Genomic DNA, 23,510 nt, shown 5'->3' with positions numbered 1-23,510 from the left:
GATGCACATATATGCTTTTGGATCTCTGTGTAGAGGTGAGGTATCTAAAGATTCAGATATCGATTTGTTGGCAATAGTGAATGATAAAGATGAACGATTTAATATTGATGAATATTCAATTTATTCTTATGTACGAATAAGAGAGTTATGGAGTGAAGGGAATCCTTTTGCATGGCATTTGTATTTAGAATCCAGATTAATTTTTTCTGATGATAATGTTGATTTTTTGAGAGCTATGGGGTGCCCTAGTGTATACAAGAAATATAATGATGATTTTTTTAAGTTCAGCTCGTTATTAAATACATCACTAGATGAATTACTAAATGAAACTGACTCATATGTATTTGAAATGTCTAATATTTTTCTTTCTATTAGAAATATAGCTATTTGTTTTTCCTTAGCTTTCATGGATAAGCCTGTGTTCTCGCGAGATGCTGCTCTGATGATTGGGGATAAGAGCATACTTTTACCATTAGATGTCTATTCCACCCTGAATAGAGCGAGAATTATGAGTACAAGAGGCATCGGTGAATATATTTCAAGATCTGAAGTTTTAAAAATAAAAAAACATGCTACGGCAATAAAAAAATGGGTTGAGTTTATGAGGGAGGGAAAGTAATGAGTGATTTTCTGAATAGAATGCAAGCTCAGCGAGTAATATTGAAAATAGTTAATGGTTGTAAGTTTCAAGTTGAATCATTAAATAGCTTAACGAAAAAAAGCATTGAGCGTTGGGCGTTAAGAAACGAGCTAAAAAAAGAAGATGGCTTGGTAATGCTTTTGTTTAAAGTAGCGGATAAAGTATTTTTTCTAGCAAATAAAAGCCAGGAGCAAATTACGGATAGCTATAAAAAACTTTCACATGAAGTTGAGTTTTTGACTAGTGAAATAAAAAAAGAGGTTGATAAGAGGAAAGCCTAAATTATGAGTCTCCAATTTGGAGACTCAAATATTTATGCTTGACGTACATTTTTTATAGCGTATGACCCCCACCAATTCATAAGTTCTATGCGTTGTTCAAGATATATTGAGCGATTGTAAGCCCTCCTTATTTCATTTTTATCGGAGTGTGCTAAGGCTGCCTCAATTGCATCTGCGTTGAAATTTGCCTCATTCAGAGCTGTACTTGCTATAGATCTTAATCCATGAGCGACCAGCTTCCCCCCATAACCAATTCTTTTTAACGCGGCATTAGCCGTCTGGCTGTTCATCGGTTGTGTAGGATTATTTCTACTAGGGAATACATATTCGCGATAAGCACTAATAGGCCTCATCACCTCTAAAATCTCTAATGCTTGAGGGGATAAAGGAACAATATGTTCCCGCTTGGCTTTCATCCGTTCGGCTGGAATTGTCCAGAGCTTAGCGTCGAGGTCGATCTCTTCCCATCGAGTGCCTGAGGCCTCAGAAGGGCGCACAAGGGTCAGGAGTTGCCACTCAATTAGACATCGAGTCGAAACAGAGAGGTTCGACATCATCAAAGAACGCATGAGTTTTGGTAGTTCTTCTGGTCGTAGTGTCGGCATGCTTTGCTTTTTTGGTTTTTCAAAAGCCATTCTTACGCCGGATGATGGGTTAGCATCAATTAGCCCAGTGTTGACCGCATAGATCATTATTTCATTGATACGCTGCACTGAAGCGCCTAACAGTTTCCAGAGCTCCACGTGCTTTGATTGGCTCAAGTGCTTCAATAATCGTTCTGGCTTTTATCTCCTGAACAGGTATCGCCCCAATGGCAGGGAACACATCTTTATCTAAAGAACGCCAGATATCCTTCGCATAATCCCCTGTAACGCTTTTACTTTTAATCTGAAACCAGTTAGCGGCTACTGTTGAGAAAATGCTATCTAACTCAATCTGGCGTTGTTCTGACGCTTGCTCCTGCTGTTGTTGAGGATCTATGCCTTGTGCGAGGGTTGTTAAATGCTGGTCGCGTATCTGGCGAGCTGCTGCGAGCGTAAGGGCTGGGTATGAGCCGAGGCTTAAGTTTGTTCGGCTTCCACTTATTGGACGTTGGTAACGGAAACGCCACAGTTTTTTACCAGAGGTTTTGACGAGTAAGAACAATCCATCGCCATCATGCAGGGTAAAGTCTTTCTCGCGGGGTTTAGCTTTGAGTATCTCGTTGTTAGTGAGGGGGCGAGTGATGCGCGCCATGTCTGGATCCCATCCATAATTGGTACACGTTTAATGGACCACAGTATAGCGTGTACCTAAACGTGTACCAATTTTCTCTGGATTGAGCCGGATGTACTCGGACAACGACAGACGCAAAAAAGCCCGCAGGGCTTGTGCCATGCGGGCTTTCTAGACTTTCCCGGACGTCTCCGGAAGCGTATGTGGTGGACCTGGCGGGAGTTGAACCCGCGTCCGAAATTACTACGCTGTCGGTACTACATGCTTAGTCTGGTCTTTACATTCGCTTGCCAGCTGCGGACAGACACGCCACTAACAAACTAGCCTGATTGGATTTAACGCTTCACCCCCAGGCAGGAGCTCCACGCGATCTCTTTTGGGTTTGACCTCTCTTGATCCCCGTCCTAAGAGCGGAGGCTAGGGAGAGAGGGCTCTGCGCAGGTTATTAAGCTGCGAGTGCGTAGTTTTCGTCGTTTGCGACTATTTTTTTGCGGCTTTTTACGAGGCAAACCGCCCCTCGGCATGCACCTTGAGTTTCGCAAATCCCGTCGAATCCAGAATCAGGCCCAAGTGTGTAATCGGCAGTATACCAGAGTTTACCGCCGCTGCGCTAGCGTTAGCGGCCGGCGTTTTTCATAATTCGCGCTTTATCCTGCTGCCATTCACGCGCCTTGATATCATCGCGTTTATCGTGTTCTTTCTTGCCCTTAGCCACGCCGATCTTCAGCTTAGCCCAGGCGTTCTTCCAGTACAGCGACAGCGGGACGATGGTGTAACCGTCGCGGTTGGCGCTGCCGAACAGGGTCGCCAGCTCGCGCTCCTTGAGCAGCAGCTTACGGGTGCGCGTCGGATCGCACACCACGTGGCTAGAGGCCACGCTCAGCGGAGTAAAGGTGGCGCCAAACAGAAACGCCTCGCCGTTTTGCAGCAGAATATAGCTTTCGCTGATGTTGGCCTTGCCGGCCCGCAGGGACTTTACTTCCCAGCCTTGCAGCGACAGCCCGGCCTCGAACTCATCCTCGATGAAGTATTCGTGGCGCGCGCGCTTGTTCATGGCAATGGTTGCCGAACCCGGTTTATGTGCTTTTTTCTTTGTCATAGTAGCGTCATTATACTGTTACGACCGGCGCATGAATACCTTTTGCCGGGGCTGGCCGCGGATTTATGGTCGGCATTCAGTGTGCGTAAGCCAATTCTCTCTGTCTAGCAATAAATGGTATTATGCCTCGGTTTATGTTGTCCGGGAATTGATATGCCGCAGATTAGCCGTTCCGCGCTGGTGCCGTTTAGCGCGCAGCAGATGTACCAGTTGGTCAATGACGTTGACGCCTATCCGGCCTTTTTGCCGGGCTGTGTCGGCAGTCGGGTGCTGGAGAGTTCACCGCAGAGCATGACCGCCTCGGTCGATGTCTGTAAGGCGGGGATCAGTAAAACCTTTACCACTCGCAATACGCTGTCGGACAACCGTAATATTAAGATGCAGCTGATCGAGGGGCCGTTTCGCCGCCTGATGGGGGATTGGCGCTTTACTCCCTTGGGTGAAGACGCCTGTAAGGTAGAGCTGCATTTGGATTTTGAGTTTACCAATAAGCTGGTTGAGCTGGCCTTTGGCAAGGTGTTTAAGGAGTTGGCCGGCAGCATGGTGCAGGCATTTACCCTGCGGGCCAAAGAGGTTTACCGTGTCTGAGATGAGCATTGAGGTCGTGTACGCACTGCCGGAAAAACAGTATCTGCGTCGTTTGACTCTGCCGCAGGGCAGCAGCGTGGGGCAGGCTATTGAGCACTCCGGGCTGCTGGCGCAGCGCAGCGAGATCGATCTGGGTAAGAATAAGGTGGGCATTTTCAGTCGCCCGGTGCGCCTGGACGATCCGCTGCACGACGGTGATCGGGTGGAGATCTATCGCCCGCTGATCGCCGATCCGCGTGAGCTGCGGCGCCAGCGCGCCGAGCGAGCCAAAAAATAAGGCGCCGTGGGCGCCTTATTTTTTAACTGCCGGAGAACGCCTATGCGTCGCTGTCGTTCGGCAGCTTTTTGGTATTTTCAACGTTGGTCAGCACGCCGCTAGCGTTAAAGGTCAGGGTCAGGGTCTGCTGGGTAATGCCCTCGTGGCTCGGCTCCTGGCGGAATACGTAGTACCACGTGCTGCTGCCGAAGGGATCCTGCAGCAGCGGGGTGCCCAGGGTATAGGCGACCTGCTGCTGCGTCATGCCACGGTGGATTTTGGCGACGTCGGCCGCCGTCAGATAGTTGCCCTGGTTGATGTCAGGGCGGTAAACCACTTTTTCCACGGTGGCGCAGCCTGCGGTCAGCATAACCAGGACCACGGCGGCGGCAGTCAGCATTTTACAACGCATAGTTAATTCATTCCTTTTGGACACAAAGCCAGGATAGCTGCGGCGCGACTCTGCATCTTGGTGCAGGATCTACTGGGCGTCGAGATTACCACGTCGACGGGAGTATAGGCAACGGCGCGGGGAATTGGTTCCCCGATTATGCGCTTTTCCCACGCCGTCGGCGGATCTCAGGCGGCCAGCAGTTCGCGGGCGTTGGCCAGGGTGTTGCGGGTGACCTCGCTGCCGCCCAGCAGACGCGCCAGCTCCTGTAGCCGCGCCTTTTTATTCAGCGCCCGCATGCGGGTTTCGGTCTCTTCGCCATCGGTCTCTTTGCTGACGTAGTAGTGCTGGTGTCCACAGCCGGCCACCTGCGGCAGATGGGTCACGCACATTACCTGGGTCGATTCACCCAGCTGGCGCAGCAGGCGCCCGACGATGGCGGCGGTCGGTCCGCTGATGCCGACGTCCACTTCATCAAAGATCAGCGCCGGGGTATCCATCTTCTGGGCAGTGATCACCTGGATGGCCAGCGCGATGCGCGACAGTTCGCCGCCGGAGGCTACTTTACCCAGCGGCTGCAGCGGCTGGCCGGGGTTGGTGGTGACGCGGAATTCGATACGATCGGCGCCGTCGGCGGTCAGCGCATCGGGGGTAAAGGTCACATCGATGGCAAAGCGGCCGTGGGGCATGGCCAGCTCCTGCATGCGGGCGCTGATCTGGCCGCACAGCTCTGCCGCACAGGCGCTGCGCTGCTGGTGCAGGCGCTGTGCCAGGCTGAGCGCCTGCTGATGGTGTTGGCGCACGGTGTCCGCCAGCTGGGCTTCATCATCCTGCTGGCGATCCAGCGCGTGCAGCTCTTCCAGCAGCTGCTGGTAGAGCTGCGGCAGCTGCTCCGGCGCCACCTGGTGCTTGCGCGCCAGCGCGATCTGGCGCGACAGGCGCTGCTCCAGCTGCTGCAGGCGAGCGGGATCCATTTCAATGCTATCGCCGTAGTGGCGCAGCTCGTTGCCGGCTTCGTCGATTTGGATCGCCGCCTCCTCCAGCATCTCCAGCAGCGGGGCAAAGCGCGCGTCGTAGCTGATAAGCTCGCTCAGGCTGTGGCGCGCGCTGTGTACCAGACTCAGGGCGTTGCCGTCGTCGCCGTCGCAGAGCGCCGCCAGGATCTGCTGGCTCAGACTGAGCAGCTGGCCGCTGTTGGCCTGGCGCTTGTACTCCTCGTCGATCTGTTCGTACTCGCCGGGCTGCGGCGCAAACTCATTCAGCTCTTTGAGCTGGTACTGCAGCAGCTCGCGGCGCGCCTCGCGATCGCTGATCTGGCGGCGGTGGTCGGCCAGCAGGCGCACGCTGTGGTGCCATTGACGGTAGGCGGCCTGCATTTCGCCCCGCAGGGCGTGCTGCTGCCCGTAGGCGTCCAGCAGGTGGCGCTGGTGCTCTGGCTTCAGCAGCAGCTGGTGCGCGTGTTGACCGTGGATTTGGATCAGCAGCTGCCCCAGATCGCGCAGCTGAGACAGGGGAACCGCGGTGCCGTTGATAAAGCCGCGCGAGCGCCCGTCGGCGCTGATCACCCGGCGCAGCAGGCATTCGTTGCTGTCGTCCAGCTGGTTGGACTCGAGCCAGGCGCGGGCAGATGGGGTATCGGCCAGCGAGAAGCGGGCGCAGATATCGGCGCGCGGCATATTCATGCGCACCATGGCGGCCTCGCTGCGCCCCCCCAGACACAGGGTCAGGGCGTCGATGGCGATGGATTTACCGGCGCCGGTTTCGCCGGTAATGGCGGTCATTCCGCGTTGGAAGTCGACTTCCAGTTCACGGACGATGGCAAAGTTGGAGACGGTCAGCTGCGTCAGCATGGGTATTCCCCTGTACGGAATCACACTACTGTATTTAATGCCAGTATAAACTGGTTTTTTATACAGTAAAGTGCCCGGCGCAAATATTTGCGCGCCGCGTTGTATGCGCGACTAAAACAGTTTCTTTGACCAGCCCAGCTTGCTGCTGAGTGTATTGAAGTAGCTGTAATCTTTAGGGTGGATCAGACTCAGATAAAACGGGCTGCGCTGCACGATGACCTCTTCGCCCTGCTGAATAGGCAGCGCAATTTGGCTGTCGCAGCTGATCTCCAGCTCATTGCTGAAGTGGGAGAAGCGCAGGTGAATTTTGCTATTGCTGTCGATCACCAGCGGGCGCGCCGAGAGGGTGTGGGGGAACATCGGCACCAGGGCGATGGCGTCCAGGGTCGGTGCCAGGATAGGGCCGCCGGCGGAGAGCGAATAGGCGGTAGAGCCGGTTGGCGTGGAGATGATCAGTCCGTCGGAGCGTTGGGAAAAGGCGAAGGTGTCGTTGATGTACACCTCAAACTCGATCATGTGCGCCACTTTGCCCGGGTGCAGCACTACTTCGTTGATGGCGGTACTGCGTCGGTGCATCTGCCCGTCGCGGCAGACCTTGACCTCCAGCAGAAAGCGGCGTTCGCGGCTATATTCCCCCTCTAGCACGCAGGAGAGCTGCTGCTTGGCGTTATCCGGGTCGAGATCGGTCAAAAAGCCCAGGTTGCCCCGGTTGACGCCGATGACGTCGATGTCATAGCGCGCCAAAATGCGCGCCGCCCCCAGCATATTGCCGTCGCCGCCGACCACCACCGCCAGATCGGCCTTTTGGCCGATGTCGGCCAGGGTGCCGGTCTGCGCATGCTGTAGCTTTAAATCGTGGGCGATCTGCCGCTCCACGATCACCGGATAGCCTTTCCCCGTCAGCCAGTGAAACAGCATTTCGTGGGTCGCCAGCGCGGCGGGGTGGCGCGGGTGACCGACCAACCCAATGGATTCAAAGCGTTTGTTCATGTTCCGGTTTTCCTTGGCGGCGCGTCGTCGCCCGGGCCGCGTCGGCGCCCCCGCAGGCGGATCTCAGCCTGATGCGGGCGACAGAATGACACCCATTATGCCCGGCTCTCTTGAATCGCCGGCTTTCATCCCCATAATAAGCCAAGTAGCGAGATAAATGCCAAAAACCGCGGAGAATTCCATGAGCAGTGAACAACAAAACATGACGCAAGAGCCGGCTAACGTAGAACAGGTTGAAAACGAAGCGCTTCAGGCTGAGACTCAGGGCGCCGGTGCGGAGCCGGACGCGCGTGATGCCCGCATTGCAGAGCTGGAGGCCCAGCTGAAGGCCATGGGGGACCAGGAGCGTGAAATTATGCTGCGCGCCCGTGCCGAGGTGGACAACATCCGTCGTCGCGCAGAGCAGGATGTCGAAAAGGCGCATAAGTTCGCGCTGGAGAAGTTTTCCGGGGAGCTGCTGCCGGTGATCGACAACCTGGAGCGCGCGCTGGAGCTTGCTGACAAGTCCAATACCGAGCTGGTGTCGATGATCGAAGGGGTGGAGCTGACCCTGAAATCCCTGCTGGACGTCGTGCGTAAGTTCGGCGTGGAGCAGGTGGCGGAGGTGAACGTACCGTTCAACCCCGAAGTCCACCAGGCGATGACCATGATGGCGTCACCGGACCATGCGCCGAACCAAGTGATGATGGTGATGCAGAAGGGCTATACCTTGAACGGTCGCCTGATCCGCCCGGCGATGGTCGCCGTCTCTAAAGGCTAATTCGGCCCAGAATAGGCGTAGAAACCAGCCCGCGGGCTGGTTTTTTTATGCCTGCGCGTCATCCTGCGGCAGGCGCGGCTGCCAGTCGATGGGCGCGATTCCCTGCTCCTGCAGCAGCTGGTTGGTCATGGAGAAGTGCCTGCAGCCCAAAAAGCCGCGGTGAGCCGACAGCGGGGAGGGGTGCGGTGCCTTCAGCACGCGGTGGCGCTGGGTATCGATGATGCGCCCCTTCTTCTGGGCATGGGCGCCCCACAGCAGAAAGACAATGCCGCTGCGCTGGCTGTTCAGCGCCTCAACCACCCGATCGGTAAACTGCTCCCAACCTAGCTGGGCATGGGAGTGCGCTTGGCCGCGCTCGACGGTCAGTACGGTGTTGAGCAGCAGCACCCCCTGATCGGCCCAGCTTTTCAGATAGCCATGGCTGGGGATCTCAAAGCCGGGAATGTCGCTCTTCAGCTCTTTGTACATATTCTGCAGGGAGGGCGGGGTCGGCACCCCGGGCAGTACCGAAAAGGAGAGGCCGTGCGCCTGATTCGGGCCGTGATAGGGATCCTGTCCCAGGATCACCACCTTCACGTCGTTGAACTCGGTAAAGCGGAACGCGTTGAACACATCCTGCTGTGGAGGATAAATGGTCTTACCATTACTGCGCTCTGTGGCAACAAAGGTCAGTGTGTCGCGGAAATAGGGCTGATCTTTCTCGGCACCGATTACGTCATGCCAGGTGAGTGACGTGGTCATCTGCACTTCCTTTGTCTTTATTTGTTGATTCTCATGTGGTTGCAGCGCCGATATGCGCCGGGTTTCCGGTGCGTCGCGGCGGTGGACTGCGCTAAGGGTAGCTTACCCTGTCCCCGGTAGCAGGGGAACCATCCCACCGCGCATTTCACGCCGCCCCCGCGCGTGGCCTGAGAAAAATCGCCCTTTCTTGTTCTTCAGCTATTTTTGTCAAAATTGATGTAAAACATAAATTTGCTGTTGTGGTAAAAATGCCATGCCAAATAAAATTGACTTAGATCAAAGAATGCGGGGTGTTTAACTGGTATATAACACATCAAGACAACATTGGTTTTACCAAATGGCCCGCCGACGGGGCTGGCACCATGACCGAATTGGCCGATTTTTGCTCTATCTCAATTGGAGGCAACAAATGATTAAAGGTATTCAGATCACCAAGGCTGACAACGCTGACCTGCTGAACTCTTTCTGGCTGCTGGACACAGAGAAAGGCGCCGCGCGCTGCCTGTGCGCCAAGGGCGGCTACGCTGAAGATCAGATGGTATCGCTGGACGAGCTGGGCGCATTCGAATCCCGTGACGTCGAGCTGGACGTCGCGCCGAGCGTGCGCGTGGAAGGCGGTCAGCACCTGAACGTTAACGTGCTGCGTCGTGAGACGCTGGAAGACGCCGTGAAGCATCCGGAAAAGTACCCGCAGCTGACCATCCGTGTGTCCGGCTACGCGGTGCGCTTTAACTCCCTGACCCCGGAGCAGCAGCGCGACGTGATCACCCGTACCTTCACCCAGAGCCTGTAAGGGGCGGCGGCGCGAGCCGCACGGTGGCGTCAATCAAATAAAAAGGAGCCGAAAGGCTCCTTTTTTTATCGTCCGCCTAGTGCGGGCGGCGGTGTGCGGGGCTTATTCGCCGCTATCCTCAGTGCCTGCGCTGGCGGGAGTGCTCTGAGCGTTGGGCTGACGGCGTTTACCGACGTTTTTACTGTCGCGGTGGCGCACTTTGGTCTTGACCTTTTTCTTCTGCTCGTCGGCTTTTTTCTGCGCTCGCTTGGCCTGTACCTTCTTCGACGGCTTACCCTTGTTCTTCAGGCTCGGCGCCTTGGTCTCCGGACGCAGCTCATCGACGACGCGTGACTTCAGCGGCTCTTGCACATAGCGGCTCACCTTGCCGAGCAGCAGCTGGTCGTGCGCCTCGATCAGGGAGATCGCGGTCCCCTTACGCCCGGCGCGGGCGGTACGCCCGATGCGGTGCAGGTAGACATCGGCGCTGCGCGGCATGTCAAAGTTGAACACGTGGCTGATATCCGGAATATCCAGGCCGCGGGCGGCGACGTCGGTGGCGACCAGCACGTTGACCCGGCCATCCAGCATGCGCTTAATGGCCTCGTTACGCTTGGCCTGCACCATTTCACCCTCAAGGAAGCAGGCCTGGATACCGGCCTGATGCAGCCAGGTGACCAGCTCATGCACGCGCTCACGCTTGCGCACAAAGATAACGGACTTGGTGACGTCCGGCTGGCGCAGCAGGCTACACAGCAGGGCGGTCTTGTGTTTCAGGCTATCGGCGCGATAGTACCACTGCTGGATCTTCTTACGCTCACGGCGCGGCGGCTCGGCGCTGACGTCAACGGGGTCGTTGAGCAGGCGATCGGCAAAGTCGTGAACCGCGTCGGACTCCAGGGTGGCGGAGAACAGCAGGGTCTGCCGGCGCCAGCGGGTTTCGGCGGAGACGGTTTCGATGTCGCTGGCGAAGCCCATGTCCAGCATGCGGTCGGCTTCATCGAGGATCAGGGTCTCTACCGCCCGGCAGTCAAAGTTCTCTTCTTTGATGTACTGCAGCAGGCGCCCCGGCGTTGCGACCACCATATCCTGGTTGGTGTTAAAGATCTCGGCGTGGTTAATATAGGAAACGCCGCCGGTAATGGTGGTGATGTCCAGGCTGGTGTGACGCGCCAGCTCCCGGGCCTGATCGGCCACCTGCATGGCCAGTTCGCGGGTCGGCGTGAGGATCAGAACGCGCGGCGGGCCGGACTTCTTACGCGGGAAGTCGAGCAGGTGCTGCAGCGCGGGCAGCAGGAAGGCGGCGGTCTTGCCGGTTCCCGTCGGTGCGGAACCCAAAACGTCCCGTCCGTCCATGGCGGGCGGGATGGCGGCGATCTGGATGGCGGTCGGGCGCTCATAGCCTTTGTCGCGCAGGGCGTCGAGCAGGCGCTCGTCGAGTTCGAGTTCGGAAAAGTTGGTTGCTGTCATGGTCTACCTCTGCTTGGGGCGCAGATTATAGACGGGTTGGCGACGATCTTCACCCATTAAAGCGCGCGGTGCGCCTTTGCCATGACCGGTAACGCGGTCGCGGCGCCGTCGGCCGGGTCGTGCGGGCCTGCCGTTACCCCGCCGCGCTCGCGCCGACGGGCATTCCTTTTTTACGGCGGCGCAGGTATGTTATGCGCGTTACTCTCTCAGTTCCAAGGAGCCCGCTGTGCCGCACCCGTCCTCCGCCGCGCTGCCCCTGCCGCGCAACGGATTTACCCTCAAACGTTTCTTTGTCGCCCACGATCGCTGTGAAATGAAGGTCGGCACCGACAGTATTCTGCTCGGCGCCTGGCTGCCCCTGCGCGGCGATGAGCGGCATATTCTGGATATCGGCAGCGGCAGCGGGGTGTTGGCGCTGATGATGGCGCAGCGCAGCGCGGCGCAGGTTGACGGTGTGGAGATCGAGCCCGGCGCGGCGACGCAGGGGCTGGAGAATTTTCTGGCTTCGCCTTGGCCGACGCGGCTGACCATGCATACGCGCTCTCTGCAGGCGTTTAGCGCCGAGTGCGGACGCCGCTATGATCTGCTCGTCAGCAATCCACCCTATTTTGCGCCGGGCGTGGCCTGTCGCACGGCGGCTCGGGCGACGGCGCGCTATACGGACTCGCTGGATCACGCGGCGCTGCTGCAACACGCCGCCGAGCTGAGCAGCGCAGACGGGCGTCTGGCGCTGGTGCTGCCCGTCGAGGCCGCCGAGTCGGTGGTCCGCGCGGGGACGGCGCACGGCTGGCACCTGCTGCGCCGGACATGGGTGCGCGATCGCGCCGATAAACCGGTGCGCCGGGCGCTGCTGTTGTTCGGACGCCTCCCTGCGAGCGTACAGTCGAATACACTGGATATTCGAGATGATTCCAGCGAATACTCCTGCATTTTTCGCAACATGACGAAAGATTTCTACCTTTTCTTCTAGTGCTGTTGCTTTAATCAGCACGATATTCCAATATTCCTCTTGGGGCAGGCGTATCCTGCCCATAATATCCCGGTTCGAGGGCAGGGGTATTTAAGGGATTCAGGGACAAATCCAATACATCGCACCCGCTTTATTGCCACATACCTGAGTTTACTTCTGGACAGACAGCGTTTTGATGCGATACCCCCCGTGCGTTTCTGCGGCGTAGACGGTGGGGTAAGAGAGATAAGAGGGCAGAATATGCAACAACGTTTATCGATGGCTGACACTCTGGGGCTGGGGTTAATGACCTTTGCCTTTTTTCTGGGCGCCGGCAACATTATTTTTCCGCCGCTGGAAGGCCAAATGGCCGGTGAGAATGTGCTGTATGCCATGGGCGGTTTCCTACTGACCGCTGTCGGCCTGCCGCTGGTTTCCATTATCGCCGTCGCCAGCGCCGGCGGCGGCCTGCCGGCGATGACCCGCGATTTACCGCGCGGCACCGGCACCTTTGCCGCCGTGCTGCTGTTTATCATCATCGGGCCGGCCTTTGCCGCACCGCGTACCGGCCTGGTAGCCTTTGAGATGGCGATCCGCCCGCTGCTGGGTAGCCAGAGCGACAGCGCGCTGCAGGTCGGCGGTGTGACCCTGGACGGGGCGCAGATGGCCGTGACAGCGCTGTTCTTTGTGGTGACGTTGGCGCTGGCCTGGAGCCGCGGCAAGCTGATCGACAGCGTGGGCAAGCTGCTGACGCCGATGCTGTTTCTGCTGCTGGTGGTGCTGGCGCTCGGCGTGCTGCTGCGCCCGCAGGGCGAGATCGTCGCGCCGGTCGAGGCCTATCAAACCATGGCCTTCAGCAAGGGTTTTATCGGTGGCTATAACACCATGGATACTTTCGCAGCCCTGATGTTTGGCATGCTGCTGGTGGACGTGCTGCGCGGCAAGGGTGTCACGGCGCCGCGCGCCTGCTTCCGCTACCTGAGCATTGCCGGGGTGATCGCCGCGATCGGACTGGCCTTTGTCTACGTTTCCCTGTTCTGGCTGGGGGCGACCTCGTCCAGCGTCGCGCCGGGCGCGAGCAACGGCGGGGTGGTGCTGGCGGCCTATGTGCAGGCGCTGTTCGGTCAGCCGGGGCAGTGGATCCTGTCGCTGGTGGTGCTGCTGGCCTGTTTGACCACGGCGGTGGGGCTGGTGAGCGCCTGCGCCGACTACTTCTCAACCCTGACGCCGCTGCGCTACCGTCAGTGGGTGGTGCTGCTGTGCGTGATCTGTGCGGTGGTGGCCAACGTGGGGCTGAGCCGTCTGATCGCTCTGTCTGTGCCGGTGCTGATGGCGCTCTATCCGCTGGCGATCGCGCTGGTGGTGCTGACCTTCATCCGCCGCTGGCTGCGTAATCCGCTGGTGGGCTATCGCCTGGTGATGCTGGTCGCCCTGCTGTGCAGCCTGATGGATGGCGCCCGCGCCGCCGGCGCCGAGAGCGGCTGGCTGGGCGAGCTGCTGGCGTGGCAGATGCGTACCATGCCGCTGGCCGCCGACGGTATGGCCTGGGTGCTGCCGTCTGCGCTGGCGCTGCTGGTAGCGCTGCTGCTGCCGGGAGCCCGCGACGCCGGTGCGCCGCAGGCTGCCTGAGTCAGGCCACCGTTTCTGAAGAATCGTCGGGCGCCCTTGGGGCGCCCGATTTTTTTTGTCTCAAGGCCCTTCGCCAGGCAGGCAGCGGGCGGTTGGTCGCGCGGCAAGGCGCCGCGCCGGGGGAGGTAACCCGGTGTCTATACTCTGAATTTTGTCGCCGCCGTGGTCAGGGTGCAGCCGAATCAGAAAAATCGTGTTAGGCTGTTGTGTCCGGTCATTCATCGCAAGGTGTATCGATTCTGCATCGGGTGACGGAGTACCGCTAGGCGGAGGCCGGCGCCCCTGATGTGGGGCGGTCGATCGCGTGCCCGCAGGATAAAAATAACGGGCAGGGAACTTTTGGGCGCGTATGAACTCTAATTTAATGCTTGCTCAGTTTTTTTGACGACTGGCGATATATTTCATACGTGGAGACAGATTTGGGGAGACATTACCTCGGATGAGCGAGCAGTTAACGGATCAGGTATTGGTCGAACGCGTCCAGAAGGGGGACAAGAAGGCGTTTAACCTGCTGGTAGCGCGCTACCAGAATAAGGTCGCGAGCCTGGTGTCCCGCTATGTTCCGCCCGGCGATGTGCCGGATGTGGCGCAGGAGTCGTTCATCAAGGCCTATCGCGCGCTGGAGTCGTTCCGCGGTGACAGTGCGTTTTATACCTGGCTCTATCGTATTGCCGTGAATACGGCCAAAAATTATCTGGTTGCTCAGGGGCGCCGCCCACCGTCCAGCGACGTGGACGCGGTCGAGGCCGAAAACTTTGAAGGCGCCAGCGCGCTGAAAGAAATTTCGAACCCTGAGAACTTAATGTTGTCAGATGAGCTAAAGAAGATCGTTTTTCGCACCATTGAGTCATTGCCAGAGGATTTGCGCCTGGCGATTACGCTCAGGGAGCTAGATGGCCTCAGCTATGAAGAGATAGCGGCTATCATGGACTGTCCGGTCGGTACGGTACGCTCACGTATCTTCCGCGCCAGGGAAGCGATCGACAGTAAAGTTCAGCCGCTGATTCAGCGTTAGTCATGCGGACACAGCAAAGGGTATAAGGCATGCAGAAAGAAAAACTTTCGGCTCTAATGGATGGTGAATTGCTGGATAGCGAGCTGATCGGCTCACTGAGCAAGGAGCCTGAACTGCAGCAGACCTGGCAGCGTTACCACCTGATCCGCGACACCCTGCGCGGTGACGTGGGTGAGACGCTGCAGATCGACCTCACCGACCGTATCGCCGCCGCGCTGGAAGACGAGCCGGTGCGTCTGGTGCCCAACGCCATTCCAGAGTCTCAGCCACAGCCGTCCGCCTGGCAGCGCATGCCGTTTTGGAACCGGGTGCGTCCGTGGGTGGGGCAGATCTCCCAGATGGGGATCGCCGCCGGTGTTTCCCTGGCGGTGCTGCTGGGCGTCCAGCATTACAACAAGCCTCTTGAGGGCGTCTCCGAACCCGAGTCTCCGGTATTCAATACCCTGCCGCTGGGCGGACAGGCGTCGCCGGTGAGCTTTGGGGTGCCGAGCGAGGGCAACAACGCGCAGCAGCAGATCCAGCAGCAGCGCAAGCGCATCAATGCGATCCTGCAGGACTATGAGCTGCAGCGCCGTCTCCACGCTGAACAGCTGCAGACCGAGGATAGCAACGCGCAGGCGTCTATCCAGGTGCCCGGTACGCTGTCATTAGGAACTCAGCAGCAGTAATGAAGCACATTTGGTTTGCCCTTAGTCTGTTGACCGGCAGCCTGTTTATCTCCTCTTCCGCCCTGGCCCAGGATACTGCGCCGGGGCTGATGCTGCAGCAGATGAACAAGGCCAGCCAGTCACTCAATTACGAACTGGCGTTCATCAATATCACCAAGCAGGGCGTCGAGTCGCTGCGCTATCGTCATGCGCTGGAAAACCAGCAGGCCTTGGCGCAGCTGCTGCAGATGGATGGCCCGCGGCGCGAGGTGGTGCTGCGCGGCAATGAGGTCAGCTACTTTGAGCCGGGTCTGGAGCCCTTTACCCTGACCGGCGATCACATTGTCGACGCGCTGCCGTCGGTGATCTTTGCCGATATTAACCAGCTGGCCCCCTACTACAACTTTATCTCCGTTGGACGCACCCGCGTCGCCGATCGCCCCTGTGAGGTGATCCGGGTGGTGTCGCGCGACGGTATGCGCTTTAGCTATATCGTCTGGATCGATGAGGACTCCAAGCTGCCGCTGCGAGTGGATCTGCTCGATCGCGACGGTGAGACGCTGGAGCAGTTCCGGGTCATCGCCTTTGACGTGGGACAGCAGGTGGCCAACGAGATGCGCAGCTTTAGCCGTCTGACCCTGCCGCCGCTGCTGCGCCTACCGCCGGCCGAGCACGTCAGCTTCAGCTGGCGTACCGCCTGGGTGCCCGACGGTTTCAAAGAGGTTTCCCGCAGTCGTCGAACCCTGCCTTCGCTGTCCGAACCGGTCGAGTCTCGCCTGTACAGCGACGGGCTGTTCAGCTTCTCCGTCAACGTCAGTCCGACGACCGGCGATAGCCGCGACGATCAGTTTTTGCGTCAGGGGCGGCGTACCATTCATACCGAAACCCGCAACAACGCCGAAATCAGCGTGGTGGGAGAGCTGCCGCCGATGACCGCCAAGCGCATCGCCGCGTCCATTCGTTTCAGCCGGTAATGCCGCGATGATGCGAGAGTGGGCAACGGTGATCAGCTGGCGGCAAGGGGAGGCTCTGCTGCAGTGCGAGGCGCACGCCGGGTGCAGCGGCTGTCGAGCCCGTCAGGGGTGCGGCAGCGCGGCGCTGGCCGAACTGGGGCCGCAGACCCGTCATCAGCTACGGCTGGCCGTCAGCCAGCCGCTGCAGCCGGGGCAGCGGGTCGAAATCGGTCTGCAGGAGGCCAGCGTGCTGCGCTCTGCGCTGCTGGTCTATATTACGCCGTTGGTCGGGCTGCTGGGCGGCGGCAGCGCCGGTCAGCTGTGGCTGGGGTCGGATGGCGCCAGCGCGCTCTGCGCCCTGGCCGGCGGCGTCCTCGGTTTTACCCTGGCACGCCGTTGGGCGCGCCGTATGGCGCAGGGCGAGGCCTATCAACCGGTACTGCTGCAGGTGGCGCTGCCGTCCTCCCAGCTGCGTAGCATAACGAATCCACCCAATCGCGAGTGAAGCGCTAGGTTTTGGCCGATGGGCTGTGTAAAATGCAGCGATTCGGCGCCCGGCGCCACTTAACCCAAATCATCGCTTTGAGCCCGTCCGCGTGTCCTTAGGCGAGTAATTCAGAAATCATCAGGCATATATATTAATAATGAAGAACATACGCAATTTCTCCATTATCGCGCACATTGACCACGGTAAGTCGACGCTGTCTGACCGTATCATTCAGCTCTGCGGCGGTCTGTCCGACCGTGAGATGGAGGCCCAGGTTCTGGACTCCATGGATCTGGAGCGCGAACGCGGTATCACCATCAAGGCGCAGAGCGTCACGCTCGACTATAAGGCGCAGAATGGGCAGGTGTATCAGCTCAACTTTATCGACACGCCGGGACACGTGGATTTCTCTTATGAGGTTTCCCGCTCGCTGGCCGCCTGTGAAGGGGCGCTGCTGGTGGTCGACGCCGGGCAGGGGGTTGAAGCCCAGACCCTGGCCAACTGCTATACCGCCATTGAGATGGATCTGGAGGTGGTGCCGGTGCTGAACAAGATCGACCTGCCCGCCGCCGATCCGGATCGCGTGTCGCAGGAGATCGAAGACATCGTCGGCATCGATGCCACCGATGCGGTGCGCTGCTCGGCCAAGACCGGCGTTGGCGTCGGCGATGTGCTGGAGCGCCTGGTGCGCGATATTCCGGCGCCGGAGGGTGACCCAGAGGCACCGCTGCAGGCGCTGATCATCGACTCCTGGTTCGATAACTACCTGGGCGTGGTGTCGCTGATCCGGATTAAGAACGGGACGCTGCGTAAGGGCGATAAGGTCAAGGTGATGACCACCGGGCAGACCTATAACGCCGATCGTCTGGGGATCTTTACCCCGAAACAGGTCGATCGCGACGTGCTGAACTGCGGCGAGGTCGGCTGGCTGGTCTGCGCCATCAAGGATATCCACGGCGCCCCGGTGGGCGATACCCTGACCCTGGCCCGCAACCCGGCGACCGTTGCCCTGCCGGGCTTTAAGAAGGTGAAGCCGCAGGTTTACGCCGGGCTGTTCCCGGTCAGCTCCGACGACTACGATGCTTTCCGTGATGCGCTGGGCAAGCTGAGCCTGAACGACGCCTCGCTGTTCTATGAACCGGAAACCTCGACGGCGCTGGGCTTCGGCTTCCGCTGCGGCTTCCTGGGTCTGCTGCACATGGAGATCATCCAGGAGCGCCTGGAGCGTGAGTACGATCTGGATCTGATCACGACCGCCCCGACGGTGGTGTATGAGGTGGAGACCACCCGTAACGAGGTGATCTATGTAGACAGCCCCTCCAAGCTGCCGGCGGTGAACAATATTGAGGAGCTGCGCGAGCCGATCGCCGAGTGCCACATGCTGCTGCCGCAGGAGTTCTTGGGTAACGTCATTACGCTCTGTATCGAGAAGCGCGGCGTGCAGACCAACATGGTCTACCACGGCAATCAGGTGGCGCTGACCTATGAGATCCCGATGGCCGAGGTGGTGCTGGACTTCTTTGACCGCCTGAAGTCCACCTCGCGTGGCTATGCGTCGCTGGATTACGGCTTCAAGCGCTTCCAGGCCTCGGATATGGTGCGGGTCGACGTGATGGTCAACAGCGAGCGCGTCGATGCGCTGGCGCTGATCACCCACCGCGCTAACGCCAACGTGCGTGGGCGTGAGCTGGTCGAGAAGATGAAAGAGCTGATCCCGCGTCAGCAGTTCGACATCGCCATTCAGGCGGCGATCGGTAACCAGATCATCGCCCGAGCCACGGTGAAGCAGCTGCGTAAGAACGTACTGGCCAAGTGCTATGGCGGCGACGTCAGCCGTAAGAAGAAGCTGCTGCAGAAGCAGAAAGAGGGTAAGAAACGCATGAAGCAGATCGGCAACGTCGAGCTGCCGCAGGAAGCGTTCCTGGCCATTCTGCACGTCGGCAAAGACTGATCGTTAGCCCGGCGGGCGCGGTGAATACCGCGCCCGCTGCGTTTATAAGCATTGATTTTAAGGAGTGATGGACATGGCAAATATGTTTGCCTTGATCCTGGTTATCGCCACGCTGGTAACCGGTATCGTGTGGTGTATCGACCGTTTCAAACTGGCGCCGGCGCGGCGCGCTCGTCTGGCGCAGATTAACAGCCAGACCGAGCAGGGGCTGGATACGCAGAGCGCCCGCCAGGCCGTCAAGGCGCCGGGCTGGATCGAGTCCTGCGTATCGGTGTTCCCGGTGCTGGCCTTGGTATTGGTGATCCGTTCCTTTATCTACGAACCGTTCCAGATTCCCTCCGGTTCGATGATGCCGACGCTGCTGATCGGCGACTTCATTCTGGTGGAGAAGTTTGCCTACGGGCTGAAGGATCCGGTGACCCAGACCACCCTGATCCCGACCGGGCACCCCAAGCGCGGCGATATCGTGGTGTTCAAGTATCCGCTCGATCCGCGTCTGGACTATATTAAGCGCGCTATCGGTCTGCCGGGTGACAAGGTGGTGTACGACCCCTACAGCAAGGAGTTGACGGTGTATCCGGCCTGCCAGCAAGGCGAGCAGTGCGATCGGCTGCTGCCTATCACCTACAGTCCGTCGCGCCCGAGCGAGTGGGTGCAGACCTTTAATCAGATGAGCGCCGACGAGCCGAGCAGCGGTTTTTATCAGTATCCCATCGATCAGAGCGTGCCGAACGGCTACCGCATGTATCAGCGTCAGGAGACGCTGGGGACGGTGAGCCACAGCATCCTGACCGTGCCGCAGGCGCAGGATATGGTCTCCCGCTACTACCAGCAGCCGGGGCAGCCCCAGGGCACCTGGATCGTTCCGCCGGGCCACTACTTTATGATGGGCGATAACCGCGACAACAGCGCCGATAGCCGTTACTGGGGCTTCGTGCCGGAGAAAAATCTGGTGGGTAAAGCTACGGCGATCTGGATGAGCTTTAAGAAACAGGAAGGCCAGTGGCCAACCGGCGTTCGACTGGAGCGGATCGGTGGAATTCATTAAATAACCCCCGTAATTACGCAGCAATCTCCCGTCAGTCGTTGTAGAATATTCCCGTGACACGTTTGGCCCCCCGCGCGGGGGCCACTGCAAACGAAACAGCTTTGGATTGGCTTATGGCAAGGCAGGCCTGTTCCGTATGCTGCGGTTTTTGACGCATTCTGAATTTATTGGTATCTCATGAACCCCATCGTAATAAACCGGCTTCAGCGTAAGCTGGGCTACACTTTTAGACAGCAGGATCTGCTGATGCAGGCGCTGACCCATCGCAGCGCCAGCAGTAAACATAATGAACGGCTTGAGTTTTTGGGCGACTCGATCCTGAGCTTTGTGATCGCCAATGCGCTCTATCACCGCTTCCCGCGGGTGGATGAAGGCGATATGAGCCGGATGCGCGCCACGCTGGTGCGCGGTAACACCCTGGCCGAAATGGCGCGCGAGTTCGATCTGGGCGAGTGCCTGCGCCTGGGGCCTGGCGAGCTGAAGAGCGGGGGCTTCCGCCGTGAGTCGATCCTGGCGGATACCGTAGAGGCGCTGATCGGCGGCATTTTCCTCGACAGCGATATTCAGACCATCGAGCGTCTGATCCTTGACTGGTATCACTCCCGTCTGGAGGAGATAAGCCCGGGCGACAAGCAGAAGGATCCCAAGACGCGCTTGCAGGAGTTTCTGCAGGGGCGCCACCTGCCGCTGCCCTCCTATCTGGTGGTGCAGGTGCGCGGTGAGGCGCACGACCAAGAGTTTACCATTCACTGCCAGGTCAGCGGGCTGTCCGCGCCGGTAGTCGGCGTCGGCTCCAGCCGGCGCAAGGCCGAGCAGGCCGCCGCCGAGCAGGCGTTAAAACAGTTGGAGCTTGAATGAGCGAAGAAAAAACCTACTGCGGCTTTATTGCCATCGTTGGCCGTCCCAATGTCGGTAAGTCAACGCTGCTGAACCAGTTGCTGGGGCAAAAAATCTCCATCACCTCGCGTAAGCCGCAGACCACCCGTCACCGCATTATGGGTATTCATACGGAAGGCCCGTACCAGGCTATCTATGTCGATACCCCGGGGCTGCACATTGAGGAGAAACGGGCGATTAACCGCCTGATGAACCGTGCGGCCAGCAGCTCCATCGGCGATGTCGAGCTGGTGATCTTTGTGGTGGAAGGCACCCACTGGACGCCGGATGACGAGATGGTGCTCAACAAGCTGCGCGATCTGAAGTGCCCGGTGATCCTGGCGATCAACAAGGTAGACAACGTGGTCGATAAGACCGCGCTGCTGCCGCACATTCAGTTCCTGAGCCAGCAGATGAACTTTTTGGACGTGGTGCCGATCTCGGCGGAGAAGGGCACCAACGTGGACGCGATCGCCCGCATCGTGCGCCAGCGCCTGCCGCAGGCGGAGCACCATTTCCCTGAAGAGTACATCACCGATCGCTCCCAGCGCTTTATGGCCTCTGAGATCATCCGTGAAAAACTGATGCGTTTCCTCGGTGAGGAGCTGCCCTACTCGGTCACCGTGGAGATCGAACGCTTTGCGCCGAACGAGCGCGGCGGCTATGACATCCACGGTTTGATCCTGGTCGAGCGCGATGGCCAGAAGAAGATGGTCATCGGCAACAAAGGCAGCAAGATCAAAACCATTGGTATCGAAGCGCGCCAAGACATGGAGGCGATGTTTGACGCCAAGGTGCATCTTGAGCTGTGGGTTAAGGTGAAATCCGGCTGGGCGGACGACGAACGTGCGCTGCGTAGCCTGGGTTACGTCGACGATCTGTAAACCGCACGATGGACGGCTGGCAACGCGCCTTCGTGCTGCACGCACGGCCCTACAGTGAAACCAGCCTGATGCTGGACACGTTCACCGAGGGGCATGGCCGGGTGCGTCTGCTGGCTAAGGGCGCGCGCAGCCGCCGCTCTTTGCTGAAGGGGGCGCTGCAGCCCTTTACACCGCTGCTGATCCGCTGGGGCGGACGGGGCGAGGTAAAGACCCTGCGCAGCGCCGAGGCCGTCTCTTTGGCGCTGCCGCTCAGCGGCATCACCCTTTACAGCGGCCTGTACGTCAACGAGCTGCTGGCGCGGGTGCTGGAGCAGGAGACCTGCTACAGCGCGCTGTTCTTCGATTACCTGCACTGCATTCAACATTTGGCCGCCCACGCGGGCTCACCGGAGCCGGCGCTGCGCCGCTTTGAGCTGGCGCTGCTGACTCAGCTGGGCTATGGCGTCGACTTTCTGCACTGTGCGGGCTCCGGCGAGCCGGTAGCCGATACGATGACCTACCGCTACCGTGAAGAGAAGGGCTTTATCGCCAGTCTGGTGGTGGATCAGTTGAGCTTCACCGGACGCGATCTGAAGGCGCTGGCCAGCCGCGAATTCCCCGACGGCGCCACCCTGCGCGCCGCCAAGCGTTTTACCCGCATGGCGTTAAAGCCCTACCTGGGCGGTAAGCCGCTGAAAAGCCGTGAGCTGTTCCGCCAGTTCTCCCCGCGTCGTCCGGCCTCGCCGGGTCTCTCCTGACGCCGACTGTCCCCCTGTTTTCCCCGCCGCTGTCCTGCGCGCGGTGACGCGCCCGGCGTTACACTGCATCAGGCCAGCCCGGCGGCGCTTGTCAGCCGCCCGTTGGCGGGTAATATGATGTCTGATAACCGGGTTATCCCGACCGATCATCCTTGAGGAGCTGTCATGGCCGATATTCTGCTGGGCGTTAACATCGATCACATTGCGACCCTGCGCAACGCGCGCGGGACTCAGTATCCCGATCCGGTACAGGCGGCCTTTGTCGCCGAGCAGGCCGGGGCGGACGGCATCACCGTACACCTGCGCGAGGATCGGCGGCATATCACCGATCGCGATGTGCGGCTGCTGCGCCAGACCATCCAGACCCGGATGAATCTGGAGATGGCCGTAACGGATGAGATGGTGGCGATCGCCTGTGAGCTGCGGCCGCACTTTTGCTGCCTGGTGCCGGAAAAGCGCCAGGAGGTCACTACCGAAGGGGGGCTGGACGTAGCCGGTCAGCGCGACAAGATCGCGGCGGCGGTGGCGCGTCTGAGCGCCGCCGGTATCCAGGTGTCGCTGTTTATCGATCCCGATGAACGCCAGATCGAGGCCGCGGTGGCCGTCGGTGCGCCCTACATTGAGATCCACACCGGCGCCTATGCCGATGCGCCCAGTGCGCTGGCGCAGGCGGCGGAGCTGGAGCGGATTGCCGCGGCGGCGCGCTTTGCGCACGCGCGTGGCCTGAAGGTCAACGCCGGGCACGGCCTGACCTACCACAATGTGCAGGCGGTCGCCGCTCTGCCGCAGATGCATGAGCTGAACATCGGCCACAGCATCATTGGCCGCGCGGCCCTCGACGGGCTGAATTTGGCGGTGCGCGACATGAAGCAGCTGCTGCTGGACGCGCGTCGCTAATGGCTATTGTGGGGCTGGGTACCGATATCGTCGAGATCGCCCGCATTGCGGCGGTGGTTGAGCGCAGCGGCGATCAGCTGGCGCGGCGCGTGCTGGCGCCGGCGGAGTGGCAGCAGTATCTGACGCATGCCCAGCGGGTGCGCTATCTGGCCAAGCGCTTCGCTGTCAAAGAGGCGGCGGCCAAGGCGTTGGGGACCGGTATCCGCCACGGCTTGGCCTTTGCCCAGTTTGAGGTAGCCAACGATGCGCTGGGCAAGCCGCGACTGATCCTACACGGGCGCGCGGCCGAGCTGGCCGCCGAGCTCGGGATCGCCTCGCTGCACGTGTCGCTGGCCGATGAACGGCGCTATGCCTGTGCGACGGTGATCGCGGAGGGGTGATTCC

25 protein-coding genes, 1 other RNA gene and 1 pseudogene are annotated in these 23,510 nt (G+C 59.2%); 19 read left to right on the top strand and 8 right to left on the bottom strand.

Annotated elements, in window-relative coordinates; genetic code table 11:
* Nucleotide 1: 1 nt before the first annotated feature.
* Together BRD58_RS14280 and BRD58_RS14275 are read left to right on the top strand one after the other, a co-directional pair.
* The gene (locus tag BRD58_RS14280) at nt 2-619 is read left to right on the top strand and encodes a nucleotidyltransferase domain-containing protein (protein WP_071890343.1); all 618 of its coding nucleotides are present in this window, start codon (nt 2-4) and stop codon (nt 617-619) included.
* Complete coding sequence (locus BRD58_RS14275) at nt 619-921, top strand: hypothetical protein (protein ID WP_069579214.1); 303 nt, start codon at nt 619-621, stop codon at nt 919-921. The genes BRD58_RS14280 and BRD58_RS14275 overlap by 1 nt, the downstream gene beginning before the upstream one ends.
* Before the next feature lie 32 nt (nt 922-953).
* On the opposite strand, the pseudogene BRD58_RS14270 reads toward BRD58_RS14275, so the two are convergent.
* From BRD58_RS14270 to smpB, 3 genes and pseudogenes are all read right to left on the bottom strand, one after another.
* Nucleotides 954-2,157 (bottom strand): annotated as a pseudogene (locus BRD58_RS14270) (integrase domain-containing protein).
* Between the two features lie 183 nt (nt 2,158-2,340).
* Nucleotides 2,341-2,704, bottom strand: a transfer-messenger RNA (tmRNA) gene (ssrA, locus tag BRD58_RS14265).
* A gap of 48 nt (nt 2,705-2,752) precedes the next feature.
* On the bottom strand, nt 2,753-3,235 hold the full coding sequence (gene smpB, locus BRD58_RS14260) for an SsrA-binding protein SmpB (protein ID WP_012849568.1): 483 nt from the start codon (nt 3,233-3,235) through the stop codon (nt 2,753-2,755).
* 153 nt (nt 3,236-3,388) lie between these two features.
* Here smpB and BRD58_RS14255 point away from each other — a divergent pair, with 153 nt between their 5' ends.
* Together BRD58_RS14255 and BRD58_RS14250 are read left to right on the top strand one after the other, a co-directional pair.
* A complete protein-coding gene (locus BRD58_RS14255; RefSeq protein ID WP_012849567.1) occupies nt 3,389-3,823 on the top strand; it encodes a type II toxin-antitoxin system RatA family toxin in 435 nt (144 codons plus the stop codon).
* Nucleotides 3,816-4,100 carry an RnfH family protein gene (locus tag BRD58_RS14250; RefSeq protein ID WP_015462179.1) on the top strand — a complete coding sequence of 95 codons (285 nt, stop codon included), beginning with the start codon at nt 3,816-3,818 and terminating at the stop codon, nt 4,098-4,100. Before BRD58_RS14255 ends, BRD58_RS14250 begins: the two co-directional genes overlap by 8 nt.
* 40 nt (nt 4,101-4,140) lie before the next feature.
* On the opposite strand, the gene bamE is transcribed toward BRD58_RS14250, so the two are convergent.
* From bamE to nadK, 3 genes are all read right to left on the bottom strand, one after another.
* Entirely contained in the window at nt 4,141-4,491 is a 351-nt protein-coding gene (gene bamE / locus BRD58_RS14245; protein WP_012849565.1) for an outer membrane protein assembly factor BamE, read from the bottom strand.
* A 167-nt stretch (nt 4,492-4,658) separates the two neighbouring features.
* Nucleotides 4,659-6,320 (bottom strand): DNA repair protein RecN, encoded by a 1,662-nt coding sequence (gene recN, locus BRD58_RS14240; RefSeq protein ID WP_015462178.1) that lies wholly within the window; start codon nt 6,318-6,320, stop codon nt 4,659-4,661.
* 111 nt (nt 6,321-6,431) lie between these two features.
* The gene (gene nadK, locus BRD58_RS14235; protein WP_012849563.1) at nt 6,432-7,310 is read right to left on the bottom strand and encodes an NAD(+) kinase; all 879 of its coding nucleotides are present in this window, start codon (nt 7,308-7,310) and stop codon (nt 6,432-6,434) included.
* Between the two features lie 181 nt (nt 7,311-7,491).
* Between nadK and grpE the strand changes: the two genes are divergently transcribed.
* Nucleotides 7,492-8,070 (top strand): nucleotide exchange factor GrpE, encoded by a 579-nt coding sequence (gene grpE / locus BRD58_RS14230; RefSeq protein WP_015462176.1) that lies wholly within the window; start codon nt 7,492-7,494, stop codon nt 8,068-8,070.
* A 45-nt stretch (nt 8,071-8,115) separates the two neighbouring features.
* On the opposite strand, the gene ung is transcribed toward grpE, so the two are convergent.
* A complete protein-coding gene (ung, locus tag BRD58_RS14225; RefSeq protein WP_012849561.1) occupies nt 8,116-8,811 on the bottom strand; it encodes a uracil-DNA glycosylase in 696 nt (231 codons plus the stop codon).
* Nucleotides 8,812-9,220: 409 nt separating this feature from the next.
* Here ung and grcA point away from each other — a divergent pair, with 409 nt between their 5' ends.
* Nucleotides 9,221-9,604: an autonomous glycyl radical cofactor GrcA gene (gene grcA, locus BRD58_RS14220; protein ID WP_012849559.1), complete on the top strand. Its 384-nt coding sequence runs from the start codon at nt 9,221-9,223 to the stop codon at nt 9,602-9,604.
* Nucleotides 9,605-9,706: 102 nt separating this feature from the next.
* Here the strand turns inward: grcA and srmB are convergent, their stop codons facing one another.
* Nucleotides 9,707-11,053, bottom strand: a complete 1,347-nt coding sequence (gene srmB, locus BRD58_RS14215; RefSeq protein ID WP_015462175.1) for an ATP-dependent RNA helicase SrmB — start codon at nt 11,051-11,053, stop codon at nt 9,707-9,709.
* Nucleotides 11,054-11,279: 226 nt separating this feature from the next.
* Here srmB and BRD58_RS14210 point away from each other — a divergent pair, with 226 nt between their 5' ends.
* The 13 genes from BRD58_RS14210 to acpS all read left to right on the top strand — a co-directional run bounded on the left by BRD58_RS14210 (nt 11,280) and on the right by acpS (nt 23,506).
* Nucleotides 11,280-12,023 (top strand): tRNA1(Val) (adenine(37)-N6)-methyltransferase, encoded by a 744-nt coding sequence (locus BRD58_RS14210; RefSeq protein WP_069579208.1) that lies wholly within the window; start codon nt 11,280-11,282, stop codon nt 12,021-12,023.
* 240 nt (nt 12,024-12,263) lie between these two features.
* Nucleotides 12,264-13,631: a branched-chain amino acid transport system II carrier protein gene (brnQ, locus tag BRD58_RS14205; RefSeq protein WP_012849556.1), complete on the top strand. Its 1,368-nt coding sequence runs from the start codon at nt 12,264-12,266 to the stop codon at nt 13,629-13,631.
* Nucleotides 13,632-14,070: 439 nt separating this feature from the next.
* Entirely contained in the window at nt 14,071-14,646 is a 576-nt protein-coding gene (gene rpoE / locus BRD58_RS14200) for an RNA polymerase sigma factor RpoE (protein WP_012849555.1), read from the top strand.
* Nucleotides 14,647-14,675: 29 nt separating this feature from the next.
* Nucleotides 14,676-15,314, top strand: coding sequence for an anti-sigma-E factor RseA (gene rseA, locus BRD58_RS14195; protein ID WP_012849554.1), 639 nt, complete (start codon nt 14,676-14,678; stop codon nt 15,312-15,314).
* A complete protein-coding gene (rseB, locus tag BRD58_RS14190) occupies nt 15,314-16,267 on the top strand; it encodes a sigma-E factor regulatory protein RseB (RefSeq protein WP_012849553.1) in 954 nt (317 codons plus the stop codon). Before rseA ends, rseB begins: the two co-directional genes overlap by 1 nt.
* Before the next feature lie 7 nt (nt 16,268-16,274).
* On the top strand, nt 16,275-16,751 hold the full coding sequence (gene rseC / locus BRD58_RS14185; RefSeq protein WP_069579206.1) for a SoxR-reducing system protein RseC: 477 nt from the start codon (nt 16,275-16,277) through the stop codon (nt 16,749-16,751).
* Between the two features lie 139 nt (nt 16,752-16,890).
* Nucleotides 16,891-18,684, top strand: coding sequence for a translation elongation factor 4 (gene lepA, locus BRD58_RS14180; RefSeq protein WP_012849551.1), 1,794 nt, complete (start codon nt 16,891-16,893; stop codon nt 18,682-18,684).
* Nucleotides 18,685-18,757: 73 nt separating this feature from the next.
* Nucleotides 18,758-19,732, top strand: coding sequence for a signal peptidase I (gene lepB / locus BRD58_RS14175; protein WP_069579204.1), 975 nt, complete (start codon nt 18,758-18,760; stop codon nt 19,730-19,732).
* 177 nt (nt 19,733-19,909) lie between these two features.
* On the top strand, nt 19,910-20,590 hold the full coding sequence (gene rnc / locus BRD58_RS14170) for a ribonuclease III (RefSeq protein WP_012849549.1): 681 nt from the start codon (nt 19,910-19,912) through the stop codon (nt 20,588-20,590).
* Complete coding sequence (gene era / locus BRD58_RS14165; RefSeq protein ID WP_012849548.1) at nt 20,587-21,492, top strand: GTPase Era; 906 nt, start codon at nt 20,587-20,589, stop codon at nt 21,490-21,492. The genes rnc and era overlap by 4 nt, the downstream gene beginning before the upstream one ends.
* Nucleotides 21,493-21,500: 8 nt before the next feature.
* The gene (recO, locus tag BRD58_RS14160; RefSeq protein ID WP_012849547.1) at nt 21,501-22,229 is read left to right on the top strand and encodes a DNA repair protein RecO; all 729 of its coding nucleotides are present in this window, start codon (nt 21,501-21,503) and stop codon (nt 22,227-22,229) included.
* 165 nt (nt 22,230-22,394) lie between these two features.
* Nucleotides 22,395-23,126, top strand: a complete 732-nt coding sequence (gene pdxJ / locus BRD58_RS14155; protein WP_012849546.1) for a pyridoxine 5'-phosphate synthase — start codon at nt 22,395-22,397, stop codon at nt 23,124-23,126.
* Nucleotides 23,126-23,506, top strand: coding sequence for a holo-ACP synthase (gene acpS, locus BRD58_RS14150; RefSeq protein ID WP_012849545.1), 381 nt, complete (start codon nt 23,126-23,128; stop codon nt 23,504-23,506). Before pdxJ ends, acpS begins: the two co-directional genes overlap by 1 nt.
* The last annotated feature ends 4 nt before the right edge of the window (nt 23,507-23,510 follow it).

This window comes from Edwardsiella piscicida, assembly GCF_001896205.1.
Taxonomy (GTDB): Bacteria; Pseudomonadota; Gammaproteobacteria; order Enterobacterales; family Enterobacteriaceae; genus Edwardsiella; species Edwardsiella piscicida.
Note: the sequence above shows the minus strand (reverse complement) of the source record. Positions and strands in the feature narration are given on the sequence as shown.